Here is a 24491-nt window from a genome sequence, read left to right as displayed (position 1 = left end):
ATCGCGCAGGGACGATACTATCAGCTTGGGACGAAAAAGAGGCGGGCCGGGACGGAACGCCCCGGCCCGCCTCGATGTCAGCTGCGCGAGTTCGGCTGCGGCGCCCGGGCCGCCGGCGGCGCCAGCTTCACGCCCGGCATGGTGCGGGGCAGAGCGCGCGGATCGAGCCGCAGGTCGTAGCGCTCGGCCAGCAGCGCGGTGCCCATGATCAGGAGCCCGGTGCCGGACACGACCAGGAACGGCAGGTACCAGGCCAGGTCGGTCAGCACCATGCCCAGCAGCACCACGCCGGCCGCCGTCTCCGGGATGCCGCTGCCGGTGCCGCTGCGGTAGCCGGAGCGGCGCGAGCTGCCCTTCTTCGGCGTGCGCACGAAGCCGCTGCGCCGGCCGAGGAAGGCCTCGATCACGCCCACCGAGTTCGACAGCGACAGGCCGGCGTTCAGCGCCATGGTGGCGAGAATGTCCATCGCCGCCTGGCCCAGCCGCTCCCGCCGCACGGCGCAGCGGCCGGAGATCAGGAAGGCGGCGGTGCCGGAGATGCCGAGCACCGTCGAGACCACGCCCAGCACGGTCAGCGCCACCGGCTGGTCGAAGCCGATGCTCAGGAACATCAGCGTGTTGATCATCGCCAGCGCGCCGAGCGGGTAGAACAGGCACTGCAGCAGCTGCAGGCTGACCACGACCTTGGTCTTGCGCGGCAGGGCCGAGCGCCAGACCGTCGGCAGCAGCTTGCAGGCGACCTGGGCGAAGCCCTTGGTCCAGCGGAACTGCTGCACGCGCCAGGCGGCGATGCTCGACGGCAGCTCGCCCGGCACGGTGATGTCGGACAGGTAGCGGGCGCGCCAGCCCTTGAGATGGGCGCGCAGGCTGAGGTCGAGGTCCTCGGTCAGCGTGTCGGCTTTCCAGCCGCCGGCGTCCTCGATCGCGGCTCGGCGCCAGATGCCGCAGGTGCCGTTGAAGGGCAGGGGCAGGCCGGTCATGCTGCGGGCCGGCTGCTCGACGCCGAAATGGGCATCCAGCATCAGCGTCTGGGCGCGGGTCAGGCGGTTCTCGTCGCCGTTCAGATGCTCCCATCGGCCCTGCACGAAGGCCAGGCGCTTGTCGTTCTCCAGCACCCCGACGGTGCGGCGCAGGAAGTCCGGCCGCGGGATGAAGTCGGCGTCGAACATCGCGACGTAGGGGTGGTCGGTGACGCCCAGCCCGGCGTGCAGCGCCCCGGCCTTGAAGCCGGTGCGGTCGACCCGGTGCAGCCGGTGGGCGTCGACGCCGGCGGCGCGCAGCTCCTGCACCGCCGCCTCGGCGATCTCGCGGGTCTCGTCGATGCTGTCGTCGAGCAGCTGGATCGTCAGCTTGTCCTGCGGCCAGTCCAGGGCCGCGGCGGCGCCGAGGATGCGGCGCACCACATGCCGCTCGTTGAACACCGGAATCTGGATCAGGACCCTGGGCAGGTCAGCGTCCGGGGTTGCGACCATCCCCTGATTCGGCAGGCTCTGCCCCTGCGGCTGATGCCGCCAGAAGGTGATCGCGAGCCAGAGCAGGTTGCATGACAGGAGGCACAATAGCGTCAGCGCGATGGTCAGTAGACCGTAGACGCTGAATTCGAAGATCTCTAAGGGGGTCAAGATGGCCCGGCCTTTTCTTGCGTATATTCAGAACTGAAAACAGCCGACTCATGTCGTTGTTCCGTCATACTACCGGATCGGCCGCTTGCCGACATCAAACGCAGCGGAACGTGGCGTCAGCATGGCAGCCATCGGGCGGCTGGTGGAAGCGGCCGTCGGAAGGCCTTGAATCGTCGGACTTGTACGATAGGCTGGGCACCGGCCCGCCGTCCCCGGGGGCGCGAGAGGAAACCGCCATGTCCAAACCCGTCGTCCTCGCCCTGGCCGGTCTGATGCCGGGCCCCTTCGCCGAGCTGGAGGCGAACTGCACCGTGCACCGGCTGTGGGAGGCCGAGGACCGCGAGGCGCTGATCAAGCGCGTGGCGCCGGAGGTCCGCGGCATCGTCACCGGCCCGGGCGTCTCGGCGGAGCTGATGGACCAGTTCCCGGCGCTGGAGATCATCGGCAATTTCGGCGTCGGCTACGACAAGGTCGACACCGGCCATGCCAAGAGCCGCGGCGTCCGCGTCACCAACACCCCCGGCGTGCTCGATGACGAGGTCGCGGATCTCGGCCTGTTGCTGATGCTGGCGACGGCGCGGCGGCTGTGCGTCGGCGACCGCTTCGTCCGCGCCGGCAAATGGACCCAGGGCGGCCTGCCGCTGGCCCGCAGCCTGCGCGGCAAGCGCCTCGGAGTGGTCGGCATGGGCCGGATCGGCCAGGCGGTGGCGGAGCGGGCGCAGGTCTTCGGCCTGTCGATTGCTTGGCACGGGCCGCGGGCGAAGCCGGAGATCGACCATCCCTATTATCCGGACCTGGTGGAACTGGCGCGGGACAGCGACGTGCTGGTGCTGTGCTGTCCGGGCGGCGCCGCCACACACCACATCGTTAACCGCGCGGTGATGGAGGCGCTGGGGCCTGAGGGCATCCTGGTCAACATCGCCCGCGGCACGGTGGTGGACGAGCCGGAGCTGGTCTCGGCCCTGGTCGACGGCCGCCTGGGCGCCGCCGGGCTCGACGTGTTCGAATACGAGCCGAAGGTGCCGGAGGCGCTGTACGGCCTCGACAATGTGGTGCTGCAGCCGCATGTCGGCAGCGCCACGGTCGAGACCCGCAACGCCATGGCCGACCTCGTCGTCCGCAACCTGCTGGCCCATTTCGCCGGCCAGCCGCTGCTGACCCCGGTGGTGTGAGGGGAGGGGGCGGCCGCGCCGCCCCCGGTCCTGCCTACCGGCCGTTCGCCTTGCGCCAGGCGGCGAAGTCGGTCTTGGTCTGCTCCTCGGTCGCCGGGTAGAGGCCGAGGATCGAGCGGCCCTTCATCACCTCCTCGGTGACGAAATCCTCGAAGGCGGTCATCTCGACCGCCTCGTCGGCGATCTCGTCGGCGATGTTCGCCGGAATGATCACCACGCCCTCGCCGTCGCCGACCACGATGTCGCCCGGGAACACCGGCGCGTCGCCGCAGCCGATCGGCACGTTGATATCCAGCGCCTGGTGACGGGTCAGGTTGGTCGGCGCCGCCGGGCGGTTGTGGTAGGCGGGGATGTCGAGCTTCGCGATTTCCGGCGAATCACGGAAGCCGCCATCGGTGACCACGCCGGCGACGCCGCGCTTCATCAGCCGCGCCACCAGGATCGACCCAGCCGAGGCCGCCCGCGGGTCCTTGCGGCTGTCGATGACGAACACGGCGCCGGGCGGGCAGTCCTCGACCGCCTTGCGCTGCGGATGGGCGCGGTCCTGGAACACACTGAGGGGGTTCAAATCCTCGCGCGCCGGGATGTAGCGCAGGGTGAAGGCCTCGCCGATCATTGGCGCGCCCGACGGGTTCAGCGGGTGCACGTCCTGGATGAACTGATTGCGCAGGCCGCGCTTGAACAGGGCCGTGGTCAGGGTGGCGGTGCTGACGGTCTTCAGCTTGTCCCGGGTCTCGGGCTTCAATCCGGTCATTCGATCATCCTCGTTCGGAAGGGTCAGCCGCCGGCGGCGCCCTGGGTGCCCACATACAGCGCGTATACGGATTGGCTGGCGGCCATGAACAGGCGGTTGCGCATCTCGCCGCCGAAGCACAGGTTGGCGCAGCGCTCGGGCAGGGCGATTCGGCCGATCGGCTTGCCGTCGGGGTTGAAGATCATCACTCCGTCCAGTTCGGCGCTGCCCATGCCCCAGCCGCACCAGAGGTTGCCGTCAACATCGACGCGCATCCCGTCCGGCGTGCCGGGACCGGCGTCGATCAGCACCCGTCGGTTGGCGATGCGTCGGCCGCCGTCGACGACGTCGAAGGCCGTGATCAGCCGGTTCGGCACGGCGCGGGATTCGACGAGGTAGAGGATCGATTCGTCGGGCGAGAAGCACAGGCCGTTCGGCCCCTTGACGTCCTCGGCGACGACCGCCACGGCGCCCGTCTCCGCATCGATCCGGTAGACGTTGCCGGGAAGCTCCGCCTCCGCCTTGCGGCCTTCGTAGTTGCCGGTGATGCCGAAGGGCGGATCGGTGAACCAGACCGACCCGTCGGACTTCACCACGACGTCGTTCGGCGAGTTCAGCCGCTTGCCGTCGAAGCCGTCGGCCAGCACGGTGATGGTGCCGTCATATTCGGTTCGGGTGACGCGACGGCCGAGATGCTCGCAGGTGACCAGCCGTCCCTGGCGGTCCCGCGTGTTGCCGTTGGCGTTGTTGGAAGGCTTGCGGAAGGCACTGACCGCCCCGGTCTCCTCATCCCATCTCAGGATCCGGTTGTTCGGGATGTCGCTCCACAGCAGGGCGCGGTGGTCGCCGATCCAGACCGGCCCCTCGGCCCAGCGGCAGCCCGTGGCGATGCGCTCCACCGCGGCGCTGAAGATCCGGTAGGGCGCGAAGCTGGGGTCCAGCACCTGCACCGCCGGGTCGGGATACCGGGACGAGGGCGTCCAGCCGCCCTGGATTTCGTCCTGTCCGCTCATCGCCGCTCTCCTCAGTAGATGTCGGGCTCGGCCACCGGGGCGCCGAAGCCGGTCTCGAGGAAGTCGAAGTCGCAGCCCTCATGCGCCTGGCGGATGTGCCGGTTGAACATCCAGCCATAGCCGCGCTCATAGCGGGGCTGCGGCGGCTGCAGCTCGGCCTGGCGGCGCGCCAGCTCCACCTCCGGCACCTCCATGTCGATGCGGCGGGCGGCGACGTCGAGGGTGACGATGTCGCCGGTGCGCAGCAGCGCCAGCGGGCCGCCGACATAGGATTCGGGCGAGACATGCAGGATGCAGGCGCCGTAGCTGGTGCCGCTCATCCGCGCGTCGGAGATGCGGACCATGTCGCGGATGCCCTGCTTCACCAGCTTCTTCGGGATCGGCAGCATGCCCCATTCCGGCATGCCCGGCCCGCCCTGGGGACCGACATTCCGCAGCACCAGCACATGGTCCGGCGTGACGTCGAGGTCGTCGCTGTCGATCACCGCCTTCATCGCCGGATAGTCGTCGAACACCAGGGCCGGGCCGCTGTGCTTCAGGAACCGCGGCTCGCAGGCGCTGGGCTTGATGACGCAGCCATCCGGCGCCAGGTTGCCGCGCAGCACCGCCAGCGCGCCCTCGGCATAGAGCGGGTTGTCGATCGGCCGGATCACGTCCTCGTTATAGATCTCGGCGCCGGCGATGTTCTCGCCCACGGTCCGGCCGCTGACGGTCAGCGCGTCGAGCTTGAGGTGGCCGCGCAGCCGCGTCATCAGCCCCGGCAGGCCGCCGGCGTAGAAGAAGTCCTCCATCAGGTACTGATCGCCGCTGGGGCGGACATTGGCGATCACCGGCACCGTCCGGCTGGCGGCGTCGAAATCGTCCAGGCCGACGTCGTGGCCGGCGCGCCGCGCCATGGCGACGAGATGGATGATGGCGTTGGTCGAGCAGCCCATCGCCATCGCCACCACAATCGCGTTCTCGAAGGCGGCGCGGGTCTGGATCCGGGCCGGGACCAGGTCCTCCCACACCATCTCGACGATGCGGCGGCCGCAGGTCGAGGCCATGCGGATGTGGCCGGCATCGGCAGCCGGGATCGAGGAGGCGCCGGGCAGGGTCATGCCGATCGCCTCGGTGATCGCGGTCATGGTGCTGGCCGTGCCCATGGTCATGCAGTGGCCGTAGCTGCGGGCGATGCCGCCCTCGATGTCGACCCAGTCCTGGTCGCTGATGTTGCCGGCCCGGCGCTCGTCCCAGAACTTCCAGGCATCGGAGCCGGAGCCGAGCACCTTGCCCTTCCAGTTGCCGCGCAGCATCGGGCCGGCCGGCATGAAGATCATCGGCAGGCCGGCGCTGGTCGCGCCCATCAGCAGGCCCGGCGTGGTCTTGTCGCAACCGCCCATCAGCACCACGCCGTCGACGGGATGGGAGCGCAGCAACTCCTCCGCCTCCATCGCCAGCATGTTGCGGTACAGCATGGTGGTCGGCTTGACGAAGCTCTCCGACAGCGACAGCGCCGGCAGCTCCATCGGGAAACCGCCCGCCTGCAGCACGCCGCGCTTCACATCCTCGACCCGCGTCTTGAAGTGGGCGTGGCAGGGGTTGGCGTCGGACCAGGTGTTGAGGATCGCGATCACCGGCTTGCCGGCCCATTCCTCCGGCGCAAAGCCCATCTGCATGGCGCGGGATCGGTGGCCGAAGGAGCGCAGGTCGTCGGGCGCGAACCAGCGGGCGCTGCGGAGGGTGTCGGGCGTCTTGCGGGGCGTGTCGGTCATGATGATTCGCTGCCGTCTGAAGGATCGGTGGCTGCAGAATGGACTCGGATCGTCGCAACACTAATGCATTAGTGCACCGGCATCCAGGCAGGTATGATCGGCTTCGGCAGAGACGCGAACGAGGATTCTTCGCAGCATGACCGTGGCGATCCCGCTCGACCGCGCCCGGCAGGCGGCGCCGCAGGTCTATGAGCGGCTGCGCGAGCAGATCATCGGGCTGGCCCTCGCGCCGGGCTCGATGCTGGCGCGCAACGAGCTGATGGCCCAGTTCGGCGTCAGCCAGACGCCGATCCGCGATGCCCTGCTGCGCCTGGCGGAGGAGGGGCTGGTCGACATTTTCCCGCAATACGCCACAGTGGTCAGCCCGATCGACCTGGCGGCGGCGCGGCAGGCGCATTTCCTGCGCCGGTCGGTGGAGCTCGAGGTGGTGCGCAGCCTGGCGCAGCGCCAGGACCGGTCCTTCGTGCCGCGGCTGCAGGCGCTGATCGCCCGCCAGCGCGGCATGCTCGACGCCCAGGATTTCGAGGCCTTCGCCGAGACCGACCAGTCGCTGCACCGCCAGCTATGCGAGGCGGCGGAGGTGCCGGGCCTGTGGGCCTTGATCCGAAGCCGCAGCGGCCATCTCGACCGGCTGCGGCGGCTGCACCTGCCGGCGCCGGGCAAGGCCCAGTCGATCCTGGACGACCACGCCCGGATTCTCGATGCCATTGCCGACGGCGATGCCGACCGGGTGCAGGAGGTGCTGCGCCAGCACCTGTCCGGGACGCTGGCGCAGGTCGATGAGATCCGCGCCCGATTCCCGGACTATGTCAGGGGATAGGCTCAGCCCGGAACCCGCTGCTCCCGCCACCAGACATAGGCGCCGGCGGCGACGATGACGGCACAGCCCAGCAGCGGGCGGGCGCCGATCACGTCGCCGAACACCACCCACCCGAGGGCCAGGCCATAGATCAGCTGGCTGTACTGGAACGGCGCCAGGGTCGAGGCGGGGGCCTGGCCGAAGGCGGCGATCAGCAGGGTGTGCGACAGCAGGCCCAGCAGACCCATGGCCAGCATCAGGCCCCAGCCGGCGGCGTCGGGCGGCGTCCAGACGAAGGGCTGCGCCAGGCTCAGCAGCACCGCCCCGACCAGCGCGGTGATGAACAGGGTGGTGCGGGGATCCTCGCCGTCCAGGCGCCGCGTGGCGACCAGGCCGATCGCCCAGAACAGCGCTGCCCCGAAGGCGACCAGGCCGCCGAGGACCCCGACGCCGTCGCCGCTGGGCCAGACGATGATCAGCATGCCGATGAAGCCGGCCGCCACCGCGGCCCAGCGATGCGGGCCGACATGCTCGCCCAGGAACAGCACCGACAGCACGATCACCAGCAGCGGTGCGATGAAGTTGATCGCGAACAGGTCGGCCAGCGGCATCAGGCTGAAGCCGAGGATGGCGAACATGGCCGAGGCCAGCAGCGCCAAAGCGCGCGCCAGCTGCAACGCCGGCCGGGCCGTCGCTGCCATCCGCCGGACACTGGCGGGGCCTGCGATCAGCAGCATCGGCAGCGCATGAAAGGTGTAGCGCGCCCAGGTCACCTGGACCGGGTCGTAGTCGTCGGTCAGCACCTTGGACACGGTGTCCATGGCGGTGAAGCTGCCCATCGCCGCCAGCATGAGCAGCATGCCGGCGGCGGGGGCGGCCGCTGTCCGCGGCAGGGCGGTCATGACCTGCGGGGCGTCAGGGCGTCTGCACGCCCCGCGTGTTCAGGTAGACCGAGCGTAGCGAGGTGGTAGCGCAGATGAACAGGCGGTTCTTCTTGACGCCGCCGAAGCAGACATTGGCCACCACCTCCGGCACCTTGATCTTGCCGATCAGCGCGCCGTCCGGTGCGTAGCAATGCACGCCGTCACCGGCGCTGGTCCAGATGTTGCCATGATGGTCCAGGCGAAAGCCGTCGAACAGGCCGAAGGTGCAGTCGGCGAAGACCTCGCCGCCGGCCAGCGTGCCGTCGTCGCGCACCTGGAAACGGCGGATGTGCTTGGGTCCGTCCGGATCGTGGCTGGCGCCGGTGTCGGCGACATAGAGCAGCTTCTCGTCCGGCGAGAAGGCGATGCCGTTCGGCTTGACGAAATCGGTCGCGATGGCCTTCAGCGCCCCCGATTTCGGGTCGAAGCGATAGACGTGGCAGCCATCCTGCTCGGGCTCGGACTGGTGGCCTTCATATTCCGACAGGATGCCGTAGGACGGGTCGGTGAACCACACCGTGTCGTCCGACTTCACCACCACGTCGTTGGGCGAGTTCAGGCGCTTGCCGTTGTGGCTGTCGGCCAGGACGGTGACGCGGCCGTCATATTCGGTGCGGCTGACCCGGCGGCCGCCATGCTCGCAGGAGATCAGGCGGCCCTGCCGGTCACGGGTGTGGCCGTTGGTGTAGTTCGACGGGTTGCGATAGACGCTGACGCTGCCGTCGGTCTCGTCCCAGCGCATGATCCGGTTGTTCGGAATGTCGCTCCACAGCAGGTAGCGCCCGTCGCCGAACCAGACCGGCCCTTCCGACCAGCGCAGCCCGATGTCGCTGGCCAGCACGTCGATATGGACATTGCCCATGACATAGCCCGCGAAGCGCTTGTCCAGCACTTCGAAACAGGGGTCGAGCATCCCGGATTCCTCCCTTTGCCCAGTTTGGCCAGGCAGCCCATTGATCGGACATAACTGGCCGGAGTGTTGCGCCCGGCTGCGGGAGCCGTCAACGATTCGGCGGATGAAAAATCGGTCAGGCCGCGGACCGGCCGCCGCGCCCGTACAGCACCAGCATCAGGATGATCACCAGGCCATAGATGATCTGCCGCCCGGCCTCCGGCATCTGCATCACCGACAGCACGCTCTGCAGCAACACGATCAGGATGGTGCCGACCACGGTGCCGGCGTAGCGGCCCTGGCCACCCAGGATGTTGGTGCCGCCGATCACCACCGCGGCGATGGCGGGCAGCAGATAGGGGTCGCCCATCGCCTGGTAGGCCTTGCTGGAGTAGCCGGCGAGCAGGATGCCGGCCAGGGCCGAGCACAGTCCGCACAGGGTGAAGGCGCCGAGGATGACCAGCCGGGTGTTGACGCCGGACAGGTAGGCCGCGGATTCGCGGTTGCCGATGGCGTAGATGTAGCGGCCCATCGGCGTGCGGGTCAGCAGGAAGACGATGCCGAACGACAGCAGGGCCCAGACGAACACCGCCATCGGGATGCCCAGCACCTCGGTCTTGGCCAGGAACTGCATCGGCGGGGTGGCCATGGTGGTCGGCGAGAAGCCGCCGGTCAGCATTACCATCAGCCCGCGCAGCACGGTGTTGACGCCGAGGGTGAAAATCATCGACGGCACCCGGAGGAAGGCGACCCCCAGCCCATTGAACAGCCCGACCAGGGCGCCGACGGCCAGGCCGACCGGGATCGCCTCGGGTCCGCCGATCGCGGTCGCCAGCATGGCCGAGGCGGCGACGGTCCAGGGCACCGACAGGTCGATATGCCCCATCAGGATCACCAGCATCATCCCGGCGGCGACGACACCCAGGAAGGAGGCGACCTTGAGCTGCTGCAGCAGATAGGTCGGCGACAGGAAGGTGGCCGTGCCCTGGGTGACCGCGGTGTAGGCGGTGCCCGCCGCCAGGATCAGGATGACGAAGCCGCAGGCCACCAGGATCGGCCGGTCGATGGAACGGACATAGGCTTGCATGGGTCCTCCGCTACCCGAACAGCTGCAGGCGGTTCTTGACCGTGAACACCCGGGCGGCGCCCAGCGAGACCGCGGCCAGCAGGATGATGCCCTCGGACAGCGGCTGCAGCAGCGGGTTGGCCAGGAAGCCGACGATGCTGTCCTCCGGCACCACGCGGAAGCAGAAGGAGATGGCGCGCAGCACCATCACGCCGATGATCGAGGCGACGGCCCCGCCCGACCCGCCGAACAGCGAGGTGCCGCCGATCACCACCGCGGCGATCGAGTTCAGGGTGTAACCGCCGGCCATCGGCATGTCGGCGTTGCCGCTGCCGGTCTGCAGCGCCAGATAGATTCCGGCGATCGCGGCGAACAGCCCGGCCAGGGTGAAGGCGGCCAGCTTCGATCGGTCGATGGCGACGCCGGACATGAAGGCGGCCTGCTCGGACGAGCCGATGGCGTAGCAGCCGCGCCCGGTCACCGAATTCTTGAACGGCAGCCAGACCAGCAGCACCACCAGCACGATCAGAATCATCGGCACCGGGATGGACTGGATCGCCTGGAACCAGCCGGGCAGGTCGCCGCCCCACCAGCCATAGGTGTCGGCCACGTCGAACAGCGTGTTGGTGGCCGCCCAGGACAGGTCGCTGTCGACCGCGCCGCCGGGGGTCGGGCGCAGGAACAGGGCGATGCCGATCAGCACCGCCCCGGTCGCCAGGGTCGCGATGATCGGCTGGATCCGGCCATAGACGACCAGCGCGCCGTTGACGAAGCCGGCCAGCAGCCCGGCGCAGAGGCACAGCACGATGCCGAAGACCAGCTCCCAGCCGCTGCCGGTCAGGAGATGCGAGGCCAGGCAGTTCACCATCGTCATCAGCGGTCCGACGGACAGGTCGAGCCCGCCCAGCAGCACCGGCACGGTCTGCGCCATCGCCACCAGCGCCAAGGTGAAGGTCTCGTTGGCGTTCTGGACGATCAGATCGGCGCTGCCGCCGCGCGGATGCTGGTAGGAGTAGAGGCCATAGAACAGCACGAACAGGGCGATGGCGATCAGCAGGCCGCCCTGGCGTGAGAGGCGGTGGAGAAGGGGGATCATGCCGGCACTGCCTCCGCCGCCTGGCCGTTGGTCTCGAGGTTGAGGGCGCTGGAAACGATGTTGGTCTCGGTGATGGCGTCGCCCTCCAGCGTCCGGATCACCCGCCCGCCATACAGGATCAGCACCCGGTCGCAGCAGCCGATCAGTTCGTCATAGTCGGTCGAATAGAACAGGATCGAGGTGCCGGCGGCGGCCAGGTCGTGCAGCAGCTGATAGATCTCCTGCTTGGTGCCGACATCGATGCCGCGGGTCGGGTCGTTCAGCAGGACGATGCGGGCCTCAGTCAGCAGCCATTTGGCGATCGCCACCTTCTGCTGGTTGCCGCCGGACAGGGTGCCGACCGCGGCGTCGGCGGAGCCGATCTTGATCCGCAGCGCCTCGACCATGCGGGCGATGCTGTCGCTCTCGCGCTTGCGGTCGATGACGCCGCCCCGGGTCATGCTGCCCAGCGCCGCCAGCGTGATGTTCTCGCCCACCGTCATCGGCAGCAGCAGGCCCTCGGTCTTGCGGTCCTCCGGGATCAGCGCCATGCGGATGCCGGCGCTCTTGGCTTTGCTCGGGCTGCCGATCCGCACCGGCCGGCCATCGACCAGCACGCTGCCCTCGACCCCGCGCAGCACGCCGAACAGCGCCAGCAGCAGCTCGCGCTGGCCCTGGCCGTCCAGACCGCCGAGGCCGACGATCTCGCCACGGCCGACGGTCAGCGAGATGTCCGTCAGACGCTGGCCCCAGCGCAGGCCGCGGGCTTCCAGCATCGCGGGCGGCGTCTCGGTCCGGACCGGCTTCGGCGGATAGACGTTGTGGATCTCGCGGCCGATCAGCATCCGCACCACCTCGTCATCCGTGCGCGCGCCGGAGGGGAAGGTGTCGATGTGCCGGCCGTTGCGGAACACCGAGCAGGTGTCGCACAGCGCCTTGATCTCCGGCATGCGGTGGGAAATGTAGAGGATCCCCAACCCCTCCCGGCGCAGCCGGTGCAGCAGGGCATAGACCTTCTCCACATCCGCCGCGGTCAGGGCCGAGGTCGCCTCGTCGAGGATCAGCAGGCGCGGATCGCGCCCCAGCGCCTTGGCGATCTCGACCATCTGCCGGCGCGACAGGGGCAAGGCCTTGACCGGCAGCCGCGGGTCGATGTCGGCGCAGCCGATCCGCGCCAGCAGCTCCTCCGCCCGCCGCCGCTGGGCCCCGCGGTCGATCAGGCCCAGGCGCCGGGGCGGCCGGGTGATGCAGATATTGTCGGCGACCGACAGATCCGGCAGCAGCGACAGCTCCTGGAACACGCAGACGACGCCGGCCGCGTTCGCCGCCTGCGGCGAGGCGAAGCTGGCCGGGCGGTCGTCGATCAGCATCTCGCCGGCGCTGGGCTGCACCACCCCGGCGATGATCTTGATCAGTGTGCTCTTGCCGGCGCCGTTCTCGCCCAGGACTCCGTGGATCGACCCAGCCCGGGCCGCGAACTCCACCTCGCGCAGCGCGTGCACGCCGCCGTAATGCTTGCTGACTCCCGTCAGGCGCACCAACGGCGGCGTGTCCGCGGCGACGGTCATTCCCGACGCCACCACCGCGCCTACTTGTTTTCGGCGGTCTGGGCCATGATCTGCGGCGCCGTGAAGGTGATGCCGCAGGGTTCGAACGCGTTCGGCGCGAAGAAGTCGACCGTCAGGTCCGACCAGTAGTTCTCGCCGTCCTTCAGCGTCTTGTAGTCCGCGACCGGGATCGGGATCGACACCATCTGCGGCAACGCCTCGCCCTTCAGCGCGGCGATCGCCGCCTTGGTGGCGATGGCGACGAGAGCCGGGGACTGCCCGTAGGACAGGCCCTTCAGCCCCTGGCCCTGGTACTGGGCGATCTGCTGGCGGAACAGGTTCTCACCTTCGCCGGCCATAGGCACGAAGGGGTGCTTGGCGTCGATCAGCGCCTGCACGGTGCCGTTCGATCCGCCCTGGGTGAAGATACCGTCGAAATGCCCGTGCACGGCGAGCGCGTCGGCGGTGGCCTTCTGCGAATCGCCCGGCGCCCAGTTGCCGACGACCTCGACGATGTCGAAGGTCTTGCCCGACTCCTTCATCGTCTTCTGGAAGCCCTCGTGCCGGTCGCGGTCGACCGAGTTGCCGGGCAGGCCGCGCACCTCGAGGATCTTGCCGCCATTGGGGATGTGCTCGATCAGGAACTTGGCCGACATCACCCCCATTTCCCACTGGTCCTCGTTGACCTGCATCACCTCTTTGGTGTCGAGGACGTTGTCGAACGGGATCAGCACGACGTTCTTGCGGTTGGCCAGCTTGATCACCCGGTCGAAGCCGGTCGGGCTGACCGCGATGGTGACGATGGCGTCGAAGCCCTGGTTGATGAAGTCCTCGATCGTGCCGAGCTGCGCCGCCGCGTCGGTGCCGGTGGAGACGACCTTGAACTCCTTGATGTCCTTGGCGACGTCCGGCAGGGCGGCATAGGCCTTGGCGGTCTGGATCATCTGGATGCGCCAGATGTTGCCGACGAAGCCGTTGACCAGCGCAATGCGGTACGGCCCCGGGCGGGCGTCCCATTTGAAGTACTTGGTGTCCTTGGCCCAGGGCGCGAAGCATCCGGGCAGATAGCCCGGCCCGTCCACCGTCTTCGGCGCTGCGACGGCAGGGGCAGCGAGGGCGGTGGTGGACAGAAAGACAGCCGCGGCGACCGCGGCAAAACGGTTCAACAGCATAGGGTCCTCCCTGATGGGTCTGTGCCCGCGAACGATTCAAACTCGTCCGACATTTCTTTCGGGTATGATGTTGCGCTGAATTCTCGTCCAGCGTCAATCATCAGACGGATAGGCCGATGTCCCCTCCGGCCGCTGTCGTTCCCAATCTCTTCAGGAGGATGGCGCGGCCCAAAAGTCCGACGTAAAGTAGCGTCCGCCCAAGATCCGCCAGGCAAGCCCAAGAACGCGTGCAAAACCGATGCCCAGCCCCAGCCTCTTCATCCGCCTGAACCGCGACGACAACGTCGTTCTCGCCCGCGCCGACATCACGCCGGGCACGCCGATCCCGGAGGAGGGGGTGACCACCGCCGGCCACATCCCTGCCGGCCACAAGATGGCCACCCGGCCGATCGCGGCGGGCGAGCCGATCCGGCGCTACAACCAGATCATCGGCTTCGCCACCGAGGCGATCGGCACCGGCGAGCATGTCCATGTCCAGAACTGCGCCATGGGCGATTTCGAGCGCGATTACGCCTTCTGTGCCGACGCCAAGCCGACCGACTACCTGCCGGAAGCGGAGCGCGCGACCTTCCAGGGCTACCGCCGGGCCAACGGCAAGGTCGGCACCCGCAACTACATCGGCATCCTGTCCTCGGTGAACTGCTCTGCCACCACCAGCCGGATGATCGCCGCGCATTTCGAGCGCTCCGGCGTGCTCGAGCAGTTCTCCAATGTCGACGGCGTGGTGGCGATCACCCATTCCACCGGCTGCGGCATGGCGGATTCGGGCGAAGGCTACGACAACCTGCAGCGCACCCTCTGGGGCTATGCCCGCAACCCGAACTTCGCCGGGGTGCTGATGATCGGCCTGGGCTGCGAGGTCAACCAGATCGACTTCCTGCTCGACGCCTATCAGATCGAGCGCGGGCCGCTGTTCCAGACCATGAACATCCAGAACCTGGGCGGGACCCGGAAGACGGTCGACCATTGCATCGCCAGGGTGATGGAGATGCTGCCCGAGGCGGACCGCGCCCGGCGCGAGACCGTGCCGGCCAGCGAGCTGATGGTGGCGCTGCAATGCGGCGGCTCGGACGGCTATTCCGGCATCTCGGCCAACCCGGCGCTGGGCGCCGCGGTCGACCTCTTGGTCCGCCATGGCGGTAGCGCCGTGCTGTCGGAGACGCCGGAGATCTACGGCGCCGAGCACCTCCTGACCCGGCGCGCGGTCAACCGCCAGGTCGGCGAGAAGCTGATCGCCCGGATCAAGTGGTGGGAGGGTTACACCAGCCGCAACGGCGGCGAGATGAACAACAACCCGTCGCCTGGCAACAAGCGCGGCGGCCTGACCACGATCCTGGAGAAGTCGCTGGGCGCCGCGGCCAAGGGCGGCACCACCAACCTGGTCGAGGTCTACAAATACGCCGAGCAGATGACGGCCAAGGGCTTCGTCTTCATGGACACGCCCGGCTACGACCCGGCCTCGGCCACCGGCCAGGTGGCGGGCGGGGCGCAGATCGTCTGCTTCACCACCGGCCGCGGCTCGGTCTCCGGCTTCAAGCCGGCGCCCTGCATCAAGGTCGCCACCAACTCCACCATGTACCGGCACATGGAGGAGGACATGGACATCAACTGCGGCACCATCATCGACGGCGACGAGTCGATCGAGCAAGCCGGCCGCCGCATCTTCGAGATGTTCCTGGCCGTGGCCTCGGGCGCGGAGACCAAGAGCGAGGCCCAGGGCTTCGGCGACAACGAGTTCGTGCCCTGGCAGATCGGCGCGGTGATGTAAACGGCAGGTTCGGCAAGGCCGCTCCCCTGGATGCCCGGGCTTGACCCGGGCATCCAGGGGACGCCGGAGCCGTCTTCGAAAGCCTCTGGATCACCGGGTCAAGCCCGGTGATGACAATTGTGTGAGCGGGAAGGGACACCCATGAAGGACTACATCTCCGTCGCGGCCTGCCTGCCGGCGGATGCCGACCGCGCCACGCTGGTCGGCCGGGTCTGGCTGCCGCAGGTCGAGGGACCGGCGGTGGTGGCGCTGCGCGGCGGCCAGGTGATCGACATCACCCGGGCCGCGCCGACCGTCGCCGACCTGATCTCCGCCGCCGACCCGGCTGCGCTGGCCAAGGCGGACGGCCCGGTGATCGGCAGCATCGCCGACCTGCTGGCCAATGCCGACGAGACCACGCGCGACGCGTCGAAGCCCTGGCCGCTGGCGCCGATCGATCTGCAGGCGGTCAAGGCCGCGGGTGTCACCTTCGTCGCCTCGATGCTGGAGCGGGTGATCGAGGAGCAGGCGCGCGGCGACGCCACCAAGGCCGACGCCATCCGCCAGCGCATCGTCTCGATCATCGGCGACGACCTCGCCGCGATTAAGCCCGGCTCGGCCGACGCGCAGCGGATCAAGGACGTGCTGCTGTCCCAGAACGCCTGGTCGCAATATCTCGAGGTCGGCATCGGCCCGGACGCCGAGATCTTCACCAAGAGCCAGCCGATGTCCTCGGTCGGCCTGGGCGCCGAGATCGGCATCCTCCCGATCTCGACCTGGAACAACCCCGAGCCCGAGATCGTGCTGGTGGTGGCGCCGAGCGGCAAGGTGGTGGGCGCGACGCTCGGCAACGACGTCAATTTGCGCGATCTCGAGGGCCGCAGCGCGCTGCTGCTCGGCAAGGCCAAGGACAACAACGCGTCTTCCGCCATCGGCCCCTTCATCCGGCTGTTCGACGGCGGCTTCGGCATCGACGACATCCGCAAGGCGGACCTGGCGATGGCCGTGCACGGGCCGGAGGGCTACACGCTGCAGGGCCACAGCTCGATCTCCAAGATCAGCCGCGACCCGCTCGACCTCGCGGGCCAGCTGCTGGGTCCGAACCACCAGTATCCGGACGGGGCGGTGCTGTTCCTCGGCACCATGTTCGCGCCGACCGACGACCGCGACGCGCCGGGCATGGGCTTCACCCACAAGATCGGCGACATCGTCACCATCTCGACGCCCACGCTCGGCACGCTGGTCAACCGGGTGAACCACACCGACAAGATCGCGCCCTGGACCTTCGGCGCCCGGGCGCTGATGGCCAGCCTGGCGAAGCGCGGGCTGCTGTAACGGCAGCCCCCTGACCGGCCACTGGCCTTTTCCGTCATGGCGAGCCCCGCAGGGGCGAGGCCATCCAGTGATGCGCCAGGCATGGCGCGTATGAGCCGAGAGGCTCTGTTCGGCCGGGGTGGTATCCGGCCGATGACTTGGAAGTGAGAGTCCTACCTCGGGCCCCGGTGATGGGAACCGATAGCTGAACAGCAAGGGCGTCGTCGCGAGGCCCCCTCCTACCCGATGCTCGATCTCTGGATGGCCAGGCGCTGCGCGCCTCGCCATGACGGAAAAGGGCGGAGAGTGGATTTCAAACGCCGCTGGCATTGCGCCTCGGTCTATGACCGCCGGGTTATTTCTCCGCGGCGATGGTTTCCCCGGCCCAGCCCTCGGGCGGTGGGCTGTGCTCATGTTCCGCGATGCGCACAGCGTAGAGATCGTAGAGCGCCGACAGTGACGGCTCGATGTCCCGGCACCGCAGGAAGGCCGCCCGCGCCTCGTCCCAGCAGCGGGCGCGATAGGCGGTGAGCGCCGCCTCATGCTCGCCGGTCAGCGCCTGATAGGCGCCGTCCTCGGCGCTGCGATGGGCCAGCAGGGTGAAAACCGAGGCCGACTCTCGCCGGCCCTTGACCACCAGCCGGTCGAGCTCGATCAGCGCCGCCCGGCCATCCAGGGCCTGGGCGGTGTCCGGCCCGATCACGGTGCCGACCCCGTAGCGCTTGCAGGCGCCTTCCAGTCGCGAGGCAAGGTTGACGCTGTCGCCCAGCGCCGAATAGTCGAAGCGTCGGTCCGAGCCCATGTTGCCGACCACGCAGGTGCCGGTGTTGATGCCGATGCCGATCGCGATCGGGCTGGCCATTCCCTCCCGCTGCAGCTGCTCGTTCAGCGCCGCCGTTTCCGCCAGCATGCGGCGGGCGGCCTCGACCGCATGGGCGGCGTGGTCCGGGTCGTCCAGCGGCGCGTTCCAGAACGCCATGACGCAGTCGCCGATGAACTTGTCGATGGTGCCGCCGGTCGCCAGCACGGCCTCGGACAAGGGCGTCAGGATCCGGTTCAAGAGGCGGGTCAGGCCCTGGGGATCCTGCTGCATCCGCTCCGACAGGGTGGTGAAGCCGCGGACGTCGCAGAACAGCACGGTCAGCACCCGCGTCTCGCCGCCCAGCTGCAGCTGGTCCGGCTCCTGCGCCAGCCGCGAGACCATGGACGGCGCCAGATAGTGCTCAAAGGCGCGGGTGATGCGGCGGCGCTGCGCCTGCTCTCGGGCGAAGCCGTAGCCGCCCTGGACGATGATGGCGGCAGTCGTGCCCAGCATCGGCAGCACCGGCGGCAGCCACACCCGGCCGAAGCGCAGCAGGGCATAGCTGCCGGCGGCGATGGCGATCGCCAGCAGCGCCAGGGCCGCCAGCGACGGCACCGGCCCCAGCCGGCGGGTGCCGAACAGCGCGACCAGCAGCAGCACGGCCAGCACCGCCGGCGGCAGCCACGCCGGCGCCGGCGTGATCCACAGCCGGTGCACGAGGTTGTCGAGGATGGTGGCCTGTACCTCCGCCCCGGCGGTCAGGCGCCCGGTCTTCACCGTATAGGGCGTGACGTAGGCGTCGGCGCCGCCGCTGGTGATGGTCGGCACGGCCTGCAGGCTGAAGCCGATGATGGCCGCCTTGCCGGACAGAAGACCCGGCGGCAGCATCGTCGCCGGCTCCAGCGCCTGGTAGTAGGACACGGTCGGATAGCTGCGCGGCGGCCCGAAATACTGCAGCAGCGCACCGGGCGGCGGCACGGCTTCGTGCCCGGCCAGGCGCGCCAGGACTCCGGCGAAGGGGTCGGGCACGTTCGGCAGGCGGCGCAGCACGCCGTCGGCATCGAGGTCGACCGAGGCGACGCCGGAGCGGGCGCCGCCGGCCAGCAGCGGCGCCAGCGGCTCGGTCCGGATCCTTTGCTCGAAGCGCTGGTCGGCGATGGCGGTGATGTCGGCCGCCAGCACGGTGTCGCCCGCCAGGGCGGCGGCCAGGGCGGCGTCCTCAGCCGGCTGCGACGGCTCGGCGAAGACGATATCGAAGCCGATCGGCCTGGCGCCGGCCCGGCGCAGCGCCTGGGCCAGCCCGGCATGGACGCTGCGCGGCCAGGGCCATTGCCGGCCGATCTCGGCGAAGGACGGCTCGTCGATCGCCACGATCACCGCGCTGTGCGCGGCCGGCCGCAGCGGGTCATAGGTCGAGAACAGGTCGAAGGCCCGGTTCTCCACCACCTGCCAGCCATTCGACGCTGCGAGGGGCACGAGGCCGGCCAGGAGCAGCGCCGCCAGCAGCAGCGGCAGCCACAGGCTCCCATGGATCCGGCCTCTTGCCATCTAGAACCGGATCGACGCGGTGGCGGCGATCAGCCGGCCCGGCGCCTCGACCCCGAAGGCGGTGTCGTACTCCTCGTCGAACAGGTTGCGGATGGCGAAGCCCAGGGCGAGGCGCTTCTCCACCGGTTCCCAGCTGATCGCGATGTTGGTGCTGCCGAAGCCGTCGATCTCCGGCAGCCCCGGCCCGCTCGATTGCGGCCCGGCCCAGACCCGCTCGATCTGCGCCCGGATCTGCAGCGGATGCACCCAGACCGCGCCGATCCGCGCCGTCCAGTCCGGCACGAAGGGGATCCGCTTGCCCTCGTCGAGACCCTCGGTGACCTCGGACCGGATCAGCGAGGCCGAGCCGTAGACGCCGATGCCGCCGTCGAACCAGATGTTGCCCGCGGCGGTGACCCGGTCGGTGCGGCCGCGCTCGACCTCGACCGTGTTCAATTGGGTCGACGGATAGGCGAAGGACAGGTTCTCCAGCTCCTGGTGCTGGCCCTCCAGGCTGGTGAAGATGTGCGGCGTCCACTCCGCCTCCCAGCGGGCGGTATAGCTGGTGGCGACGCCGCCGGCGTCCAGGGGCAGGGTGTCGGCCAGGATGCCCACGGTGTCGACCGGGGCCAGGGTCAGGTTGCCCGGCGTCTTGGCGCCGCGCTGAACGGCGGCGCGCAGCCAGTGCCCCTCGACCGGCGACCAGGCCACGCCCAGCCGCGGCTCCAGCACCACGTCGGGCACCGGCCCGCCCTCGTCGGCGCGGACGATGCCGGTGCCGAAATCGATCCGCAGGTCGGGGGAGGGGGTCCAGCGGCCATAGGCGAAGACGCGGCCCAGCGTCTGCTCGACCTCGGACCGGGTCGCGTCATGCTCCCGGTCGGTCTGCAACTCCCGGCCGAACAGCTTGATCGTGGTCCAGGCGGTCTGGTCGAAGGCCAGGGTCGACCGCGTCGACAGCACCTCGAAGCCGTACTGCACCGTGATGTCGCCCGTGCCCCACAGATGGGCCAGGCCGCCCATGGTGGTGTCGCTGCGCTGCTTGATGATGTCGTCGGCGCGGATGTCGTAGCTGACGATCTCCGGGAAATCCCGGTCGGGGATGTCGCTCAGCAGCGTGCGGTTGGTGTCCCGACGCTCGACATGGCTGCGCTGGACCATGGCGGTCAGGCGGCTGCGCTCGCCCAGGCGATAGCCGAAGGCCAGGCCGCCGGACACCGCCCTGGTGCGCTCGCTGGCGAAGGGGGTGGGCGCGAACAGCGTCCCGGCGATCTCGTTGCCGGCCTCGCCGCCGTCGATCCAGGCGGCGAAGCTGCCGCCCAGCCCCAGCCGTCCGGCCAGGCGGGCGCTGCCGGTCCAGCTGTCGCTGTCGTCGCCATGGTCGTCGCCGTCATTATCGACCCGGGCGAAGCTGGCCCGGAAAGCCAACGGGATCGGGGCGATGGTGTAGGCGTCGATGTCCACCCCTTCGCTGTGGCCGATCGTGTCGCCGACCGCGATGATGCCGCCGGTCAGCTGCGCATCGAGGAAGGGCCGGGGCAGCAGGTCGGTGCGGCGCTGCCGCGACGAAGCCAGGGTCGGGTCCAGCAGCAGGGCCTGGATCTCCGACGACAGCGCCGCCGCGTCCGGCACGGCCAGGTCGCTGCCGAACACGGTCGGCTGGGCGATCACCGAGCGGCCGAGATAGCTGGCGGCGCTGAACGGGTCGTCGGTGCGGTCGTTGTAGTAGCGGCCCCAGTCGATCAGCCCGAGATTGGCATAGGCCGCCAGCAGCGGCGGCCCCAGCCGGTTGCCGAGATTGGCGGTGCTCAGCGCCAGGCTGCCCTGGTTGGCGCGGGCCGCGATCTCGCGCGCGTTGCGGATCGCCTCGTCGGCCTCGGCCCCGTCGATGGCGATGATGGTCCGCAGGCTGGGCACCATCGGATCGTTCGGGTCCAGCCGGTCGGCATTCTCCAGCGTCTGCTTCGCCTGCTCCGTCTCGCCGAGCGCGTACTGCGCTGCCGCCAGCCCCTGCAGGTTCTCCGAGGCGGCGGGGTTGGCGGCCGAGGCGGCGAGGAACTTCTCCAGCGCGCCGTCGATGTCGCCGGTCTCGAAGGCCAGGATGCCTTCGCCGACCAGGGTGATGCCGGACTCGGGATCGATCGCCCGGGCCTGGCCCAGCAAGGCCCGGGCCCGGTCGAGCATGCCGGCCTCGAGATACAGGATCGCCTGATTGACCCGGATGTTGGCGGCGTCGGGGTTGAGCGTCGCGGCCTTCTCCAGCGCGGCATCGGCCTCGACCAGCCCGCCGCGGATGTCGTGCAGCATGCCGAGGTCGTTCCACGCATCCGCATTGCCCGGCGCCTCGGCGGTGGCGCGGCGCAGCAGGGCCAGCGCCCCGTCCGGGTCGTTGGCGAAGGCGACCTTGTAGTTGGCGGCCATGCGCAGGGCCTCGGGATCATCCGGGTCGATCGCCAGAGCGCGGTCGACCGCCTGCCGCATCCCCTCGCGGTCGCCCAGCACTTGCGCCGCCGTGGCTTCGCTGACGGCGATGTCGAGGTCGCCGGGAAAGCGGCGGCCGCCCGCCTGCAGCGTGGCGTAGGCAGCCGGCAGGTCGCCGCGGATCGCCTGCAGCCAGGCCAGCCCGTCGGCCGCGAGCGGGTCGTCGCCGGCCGCGAGCTCGCGCTCCATTGCCGCCGGGTCGACAGCCTCGCCGGAGGCGCTGCCGGCGAAGAAGCGGCCCAGCCGGGCCAGCAGGCGCTGCCGGCCGGTGCTGCCGGATTCGGCGGCGGCGAAGGCGCGCGCCGCCTCCTCGTCGCGCCCGGCCCGGCCGGCCAGGATGCCGTCCAGCAGGTCGGCCCGCACCGCCTGGGCCGGCGTCAGCCCGGCCGCGCGGGCCTTGGCCAGGTCGGCCTCCGCGGCCGCGGGGCCGGCGATGTCGAGATCGGCCTCGGCCAGGGCCAGCCAGTCCTCGGCCGAGCGCTGCGCCTCCGGCACCGCCATGACGCGGCGCTGCGCCTCGCGCCGGATGCGCGAGGTGGTGTCCGAGGCGGGGAAGGCGTCGAACACGCTGCCCGGCGCCAGCCAGAACAGCATCTGCTCGCGGTCCTTCGGCGTGGTGACGATGATCTTGGCCGGCGCGCTGCCGACCGCCGCCACCGCCGCCTCGCCGCGGCCGACGCTGACCCGGCCGAACTCGTTGCTCAGCTCGACCACGCCGGACAGCACCACCAGCGTGGTCTTGCCGTCCGGCCCGACCGCCAGCGACCAGTCGGTGCCGCGGATCGCCGCGGTCGCGGCCGGTGTCGCGATCTCGACACCGCTGCCGCCGGTGACCGCCCGGGCCCACACCGCGCCGGAATCGAGCTCCATCCGCGCCGGCCCGCCGTCGCCGCCGACGTCGCGGACCAGCAGTTGGGAATTGTTGTGGACGCGGATCTGGGTCTGGTCGGCGAACAGGATCGCCAGCCCGCCCAACGGCCCGGTGCGCAGGGCGTCGCCGCCCAGCAGCACCTGCTGGATCTCCGCATCCTGCCACAGATCCGCGGCGGTGAAGCGGATCTCCGACTCCCCGTTGGTCTGGACGATCGACCCCGCGGCCCTGCCGTCGCGCGGCACCGCCGCCGCATCGGCGGCATCGAAGCTGAAGAGTGGAAGGGCGAGGCCCAGCGAGCCCAGCAGGATCCGCCGAAGAACACGGCGGTGCATCGAACAATCCCGGTCCATCAAATACCCTGAGACAATGGCGACGGTCGGCCCCCCAACCGGCAGACAGCAAAACAATAAAGCGAAAAATGCCCGCGATCTCCCCTCCAATTGGAGGGTGCCGGGAGATATTAAACCGTCATGGCGAGCCCCGAAGGGGCGTGGCCATCCAGCTGCACGGACCACTGGATGGCCACGTCGGCTTCGCCTCCTCGCCATGATGAAGAAAAGAGAGGCGGCCCGCCCTCGGCTTCACCGCCGCAGCTTCTTGCGGTCCAGGAACGCCTCGTTGACGCAGTTGCGCAGGGCGCCGCTGCGCAGATAGGCGACGGTGGTCTCGGCCGACAGATGGCGGGCGTCGGCCTGGCTCTCCGGGCTCGACCACGCCGCGTGCGGGGTCAGGATCAGCCGGCCGCGCAGCCAGTCCGGTTGCTCGTGATACGCCGCCAGCAGCGCCGGCAGCGGGTCGGGCGGCGGCTCCTCCGGCAGCACGTCCAGCGCGGCCCCGGCGATCCGCCCGGCCTGCAGCGCAGTGTGCAGCGCGTCGAGGTCGACGATGGCGCCGCGGGCGGTGTTGATCAGCACCGCATGCGGCCGCATCACCGAGAAGGCGGCGTCGCCGAACAGCCGGTGCGTCTCCGGCGTCAGCGGCGCATGGATCGACACGATGTCCGAGGCCAGCAGCAGGTCCGACAGGGTCTCGACCCGGCTGATGCCCAGCGCGATCTCCACCCCGCGCGGGATGTAGGGATCATAGGCCAGGACCTCCAGCCCGAAGGCCTTGGCCCGCATCGCCGTGGCGGTGCCGATTCGGCCCAGACCGACGATGCCGATGCGGGTGCCACGGATCCGCCGGGTCAGGCGCCCGGCCTCCAGCGTGTAGTTGCCGGCCGGGTCGGCCTGCAGCGCCTGGTCATAGGCCGGGATGCCGCGCAGCAGCGCCAGCATCAGGCCGATGGCATGGTCCGCGACCTCGCTGGTGCCGTAATCCGGCGTGTTGGCCACCGGGATGCCGGCGCCGCCGGCGGCGGCCAGGTCGATATGGTCGAAGCCGACCCCGGCCCGCACGATGATGCGGCAGCGGGTCAGCTTGTCGATCACCGACTGGTCGACCTTGAGCTCATGCCAAGTCAGCAGCGCGTCACACTTCGCGTAGACCTCGTCCGGGATCTTCTTCCGGTCGCGCTCGCGCCGGATCACGAACTCGACATCGGCGCCGCCGACCTGCCGTTCGATCACGGCGTCGTCGGTATATTGCGCGTCGGGCGTCAGGATGGTGAAGCGGGGCGCCATCTGGGTCCGGCCGGTCAGTGGTCGGCGCGATGCAGGATCGAAGCCGCCAGGCCGGTGTCGTAGGCCAGGCCGTCGGCGGTGACGATGGCGGCGCCGGGGAAGCCGGAGCGGATCAGCCCCTTGCGCTCCAGCGCCGCGAACACCGCGATGTTGTGCAGCCCGGTCATGTCCCGGCCCATCACCACCGCGTCGCCGACATGGTAGTGGTCGCCATGCGGCGGCGGGAAGCTGGAGACCAGCACCGTGCCGTCCTCCTGCTGCGTGGCGAAGCGGGGAGTCTGGGCCATCTGCTGCAGCACGGTCAGGGTCTTCAACTGCAGCGGGTTGAGGCCGAGGGGATTCGTCTTGGCGGGCAT

General features: G+C 69.7%; 18 protein-coding genes. 4 read left to right on the top strand and 14 right to left on the bottom strand.

Translation table 11 applies throughout. The features are described from left to right. Positions 1–77: 77 nt before the first annotated feature. Positions 78–1472: a glycosyltransferase gene (locus QFZ27_RS27070; RefSeq protein ID WP_429229567.1), complete on the bottom strand. Its 1395-nt coding sequence runs from the start codon at positions 1470–1472 to the stop codon at positions 78–80. 386 nt (positions 1473–1858) lie between these two features. Between QFZ27_RS27070 and QFZ27_RS27065 the strand changes: the two genes are divergently transcribed. Beyond that, positions 1859–2794 carry a 2-hydroxyacid dehydrogenase gene (locus tag QFZ27_RS27065; protein ID WP_429229566.1) on the top strand — a complete coding sequence of 312 codons (936 nt, stop codon included), beginning with the start codon at positions 1859–1861 and terminating at the stop codon, positions 2792–2794. Between the two features lie 34 nt (positions 2795–2828). Here the strand turns inward: QFZ27_RS27065 and QFZ27_RS27060 are convergent, their stop codons facing one another. The 3 genes from QFZ27_RS27060 to araD are packed head-to-tail and all read right to left on the bottom strand — an operon-like array spanning position 2829 to position 6294. Further along, a complete protein-coding gene (locus QFZ27_RS27060) occupies positions 2829–3548 on the bottom strand; it encodes a ribonuclease activity regulator RraA (RefSeq protein WP_429229565.1) in 720 nt (239 codons plus the stop codon). A gap of 23 nt (positions 3549–3571) precedes the next feature. Then, positions 3572–4540 (bottom strand): SMP-30/gluconolactonase/LRE family protein, encoded by a 969-nt coding sequence (locus tag QFZ27_RS27055; RefSeq protein ID WP_429229564.1) that lies wholly within the window; start codon positions 4538–4540, stop codon positions 3572–3574. 11 nt (positions 4541–4551) lie between these two features. After that, entirely contained in the window at positions 4552–6294 is a 1743-nt protein-coding gene (gene araD / locus QFZ27_RS27050; protein ID WP_429229563.1) for an L-arabinonate dehydratase, read from the bottom strand. A 136-nt stretch (positions 6295–6430) separates the two neighbouring features. Between araD and QFZ27_RS27045 the strand changes: the two genes are divergently transcribed. Then, positions 6431–7114, top strand: coding sequence for a GntR family transcriptional regulator (locus tag QFZ27_RS27045; RefSeq protein WP_429229562.1), 684 nt, complete (start codon positions 6431–6433; stop codon positions 7112–7114). Positions 7115–7116: 2 nt separating this feature from the next. On the opposite strand, the gene QFZ27_RS27040 is transcribed toward QFZ27_RS27045, so the two are convergent. The 6 genes from QFZ27_RS27040 to QFZ27_RS27015 all read right to left on the bottom strand — a co-directional run bounded on the left by QFZ27_RS27040 (position 7117) and on the right by QFZ27_RS27015 (position 13768). Then, positions 7117–7995 carry a DMT family transporter gene (locus QFZ27_RS27040; RefSeq protein WP_429229561.1) on the bottom strand — a complete coding sequence of 293 codons (879 nt, stop codon included), beginning with the start codon at positions 7993–7995 and terminating at the stop codon, positions 7117–7119. 13 nt (positions 7996–8008) lie between these two features. After that, the gene (locus QFZ27_RS27035) at positions 8009–8929 is read right to left on the bottom strand and encodes an SMP-30/gluconolactonase/LRE family protein (RefSeq protein ID WP_429229560.1); all 921 of its coding nucleotides are present in this window, start codon (positions 8927–8929) and stop codon (positions 8009–8011) included. Positions 8930–9044: 115 nt separating this feature from the next. Next, complete coding sequence (locus QFZ27_RS27030) at positions 9045–9995, bottom strand: ABC transporter permease (RefSeq protein ID WP_429229559.1); 951 nt, start codon at positions 9993–9995, stop codon at positions 9045–9047. Positions 9996–10005: 10 nt separating this feature from the next. Further along, positions 10006–11070: an ABC transporter permease gene (locus QFZ27_RS27025; RefSeq protein ID WP_429229558.1), complete on the bottom strand. Its 1065-nt coding sequence runs from the start codon at positions 11068–11070 to the stop codon at positions 10006–10008. Then, positions 11067–12617, bottom strand: coding sequence for a sugar ABC transporter ATP-binding protein (locus tag QFZ27_RS27020; protein ID WP_429229557.1), 1551 nt, complete (start codon positions 12615–12617; stop codon positions 11067–11069). The genes QFZ27_RS27025 and QFZ27_RS27020 overlap by 4 nt, the downstream gene beginning before the upstream one ends. 20 nt (positions 12618–12637) lie before the next feature. After that, entirely contained in the window at positions 12638–13768 is a 1131-nt protein-coding gene (locus tag QFZ27_RS27015; protein WP_429229556.1) for a sugar ABC transporter substrate-binding protein, read from the bottom strand. 238 nt (positions 13769–14006) lie between these two features. Here QFZ27_RS27015 and QFZ27_RS27010 point away from each other — a divergent pair, with 238 nt between their 5' ends. Both QFZ27_RS27010 and QFZ27_RS27005 read left to right on the top strand, forming a co-directional pair. After that, positions 14007–15536: a UxaA family hydrolase gene (locus QFZ27_RS27010; RefSeq protein WP_429229555.1), complete on the top strand. Its 1530-nt coding sequence runs from the start codon at positions 14007–14009 to the stop codon at positions 15534–15536. A 141-nt stretch (positions 15537–15677) separates the two neighbouring features. Beyond that, positions 15678–16850, top strand: coding sequence for a fumarylacetoacetate hydrolase family protein (locus QFZ27_RS27005; RefSeq protein WP_429229554.1), 1173 nt, complete (start codon positions 15678–15680; stop codon positions 16848–16850). A gap of 334 nt (positions 16851–17184) precedes the next feature. Here the strand turns inward: QFZ27_RS27005 and QFZ27_RS27000 are convergent, their stop codons facing one another. From QFZ27_RS27000 to QFZ27_RS26985, 4 genes are all read right to left on the bottom strand, one after another. Beyond that, the gene (locus QFZ27_RS27000) at positions 17185–19179 is read right to left on the bottom strand and encodes a CHASE2 domain-containing protein (RefSeq protein ID WP_429229553.1); all 1995 of its coding nucleotides are present in this window, start codon (positions 19177–19179) and stop codon (positions 17185–17187) included. Beyond that, a complete protein-coding gene (locus QFZ27_RS26995; RefSeq protein ID WP_429229552.1) occupies positions 19180–22845 on the bottom strand; it encodes a TonB-dependent receptor domain-containing protein in 3666 nt (1221 codons plus the stop codon). Between the two features lie 249 nt (positions 22846–23094). After that, positions 23095–24135, bottom strand: coding sequence for a C-terminal binding protein (locus QFZ27_RS26990; RefSeq protein ID WP_429229551.1), 1041 nt, complete (start codon positions 24133–24135; stop codon positions 23095–23097). Positions 24136–24149: 14 nt separating this feature from the next. Further along, positions 24150–24491, bottom strand: coding sequence for a hypothetical protein (locus QFZ27_RS26985; protein WP_429229550.1), 342 nt, complete (start codon positions 24489–24491; stop codon positions 24150–24152).

The organism is Inquilinus ginsengisoli, assembly GCF_050434925.1.
GTDB lineage: Bacteria > Pseudomonadota > Alphaproteobacteria > DSM-16000 > Inquilinaceae > Inquilinus > Inquilinus ginsengisoli_B.
This window is presented reverse-complemented; position numbering and strand designations above follow the sequence as displayed.

What these genes read in the sequence shown, in the direction of transcription:
- QFZ27_RS27070 (WP_429229567.1), bottom strand. Translation starts at nt 1,472, where the DNA reads ATGGTCGCAACCCCGGACGCTGACCTGCCCAGGGTCCTGATCCAGATT.
- QFZ27_RS27065 (WP_429229566.1), top strand. Translation starts at nt 1,859, where the DNA reads ATGTCCAAACCCGTCGTCCTCGCCCTGGCCGGTCTGATGCCGGGCCCC.
- QFZ27_RS27060 (WP_429229565.1), bottom strand. Translation starts at nt 3,548, where the DNA reads ATGACCGGATTGAAGCCCGAGACCCGGGACAAGCTGAAGACCGTCAGC.
- QFZ27_RS27055 (WP_429229564.1), bottom strand. Translation starts at nt 4,540, where the DNA reads ATGAGCGGACAGGACGAAATCCAGGGCGGCTGGACGCCCTCGTCCCGG.
- araD (WP_429229563.1), bottom strand. Translation starts at nt 6,294, where the DNA reads ATGACCGACACGCCCCGCAAGACGCCCGACACCCTCCGCAGCGCCCGC.
- QFZ27_RS27045 (WP_429229562.1), top strand. Translation starts at nt 6,431, where the DNA reads ATGACCGTGGCGATCCCGCTCGACCGCGCCCGGCAGGCGGCGCCGCAG.
- QFZ27_RS27040 (WP_429229561.1), bottom strand. Translation starts at nt 7,995, where the DNA reads ATGACCGCCCTGCCGCGGACAGCGGCCGCCCCCGCCGCCGGCATGCTG.
- QFZ27_RS27035 (WP_429229560.1), bottom strand. Translation starts at nt 8,929, where the DNA reads ATGCTCGACCCCTGTTTCGAAGTGCTGGACAAGCGCTTCGCGGGCTAT.
- QFZ27_RS27030 (WP_429229559.1), bottom strand. Translation starts at nt 9,995, where the DNA reads ATGCAAGCCTATGTCCGTTCCATCGACCGGCCGATCCTGGTGGCCTGC.
- QFZ27_RS27025 (WP_429229558.1), bottom strand. Translation starts at nt 11,070, where the DNA reads ATGATCCCCCTTCTCCACCGCCTCTCACGCCAGGGCGGCCTGCTGATC.
- QFZ27_RS27020 (WP_429229557.1), bottom strand. Translation starts at nt 12,617, where the DNA reads ATGACCGTCGCCGCGGACACGCCGCCGTTGGTGCGCCTGACGGGAGTC.
- QFZ27_RS27015 (WP_429229556.1), bottom strand. Translation starts at nt 13,768, where the DNA reads ATGCTGTTGAACCGTTTTGCCGCGGTCGCCGCGGCTGTCTTTCTGTCC.
- QFZ27_RS27010 (WP_429229555.1), top strand. Translation starts at nt 14,007, where the DNA reads ATGCCCAGCCCCAGCCTCTTCATCCGCCTGAACCGCGACGACAACGTC.
- QFZ27_RS27005 (WP_429229554.1), top strand. Translation starts at nt 15,678, where the DNA reads ATGAAGGACTACATCTCCGTCGCGGCCTGCCTGCCGGCGGATGCCGAC.
- QFZ27_RS27000 (WP_429229553.1), bottom strand. Translation starts at nt 19,179, where the DNA reads ATGGCAAGAGGCCGGATCCATGGGAGCCTGTGGCTGCCGCTGCTGCTG.
- QFZ27_RS26995 (WP_429229552.1), bottom strand. Translation starts at nt 22,845, where the DNA reads ATGCACCGCCGTGTTCTTCGGCGGATCCTGCTGGGCTCGCTGGGCCTC.
- QFZ27_RS26990 (WP_429229551.1), bottom strand. Translation starts at nt 24,135, where the DNA reads ATGGCGCCCCGCTTCACCATCCTGACGCCCGACGCGCAATATACCGAC.
- QFZ27_RS26985 (WP_429229550.1), bottom strand. Translation starts at nt 24,491, where the DNA reads ATGCCCGCCAAGACGAATCCCCTCGGCCTCAACCCGCTGCAGTTGAAG.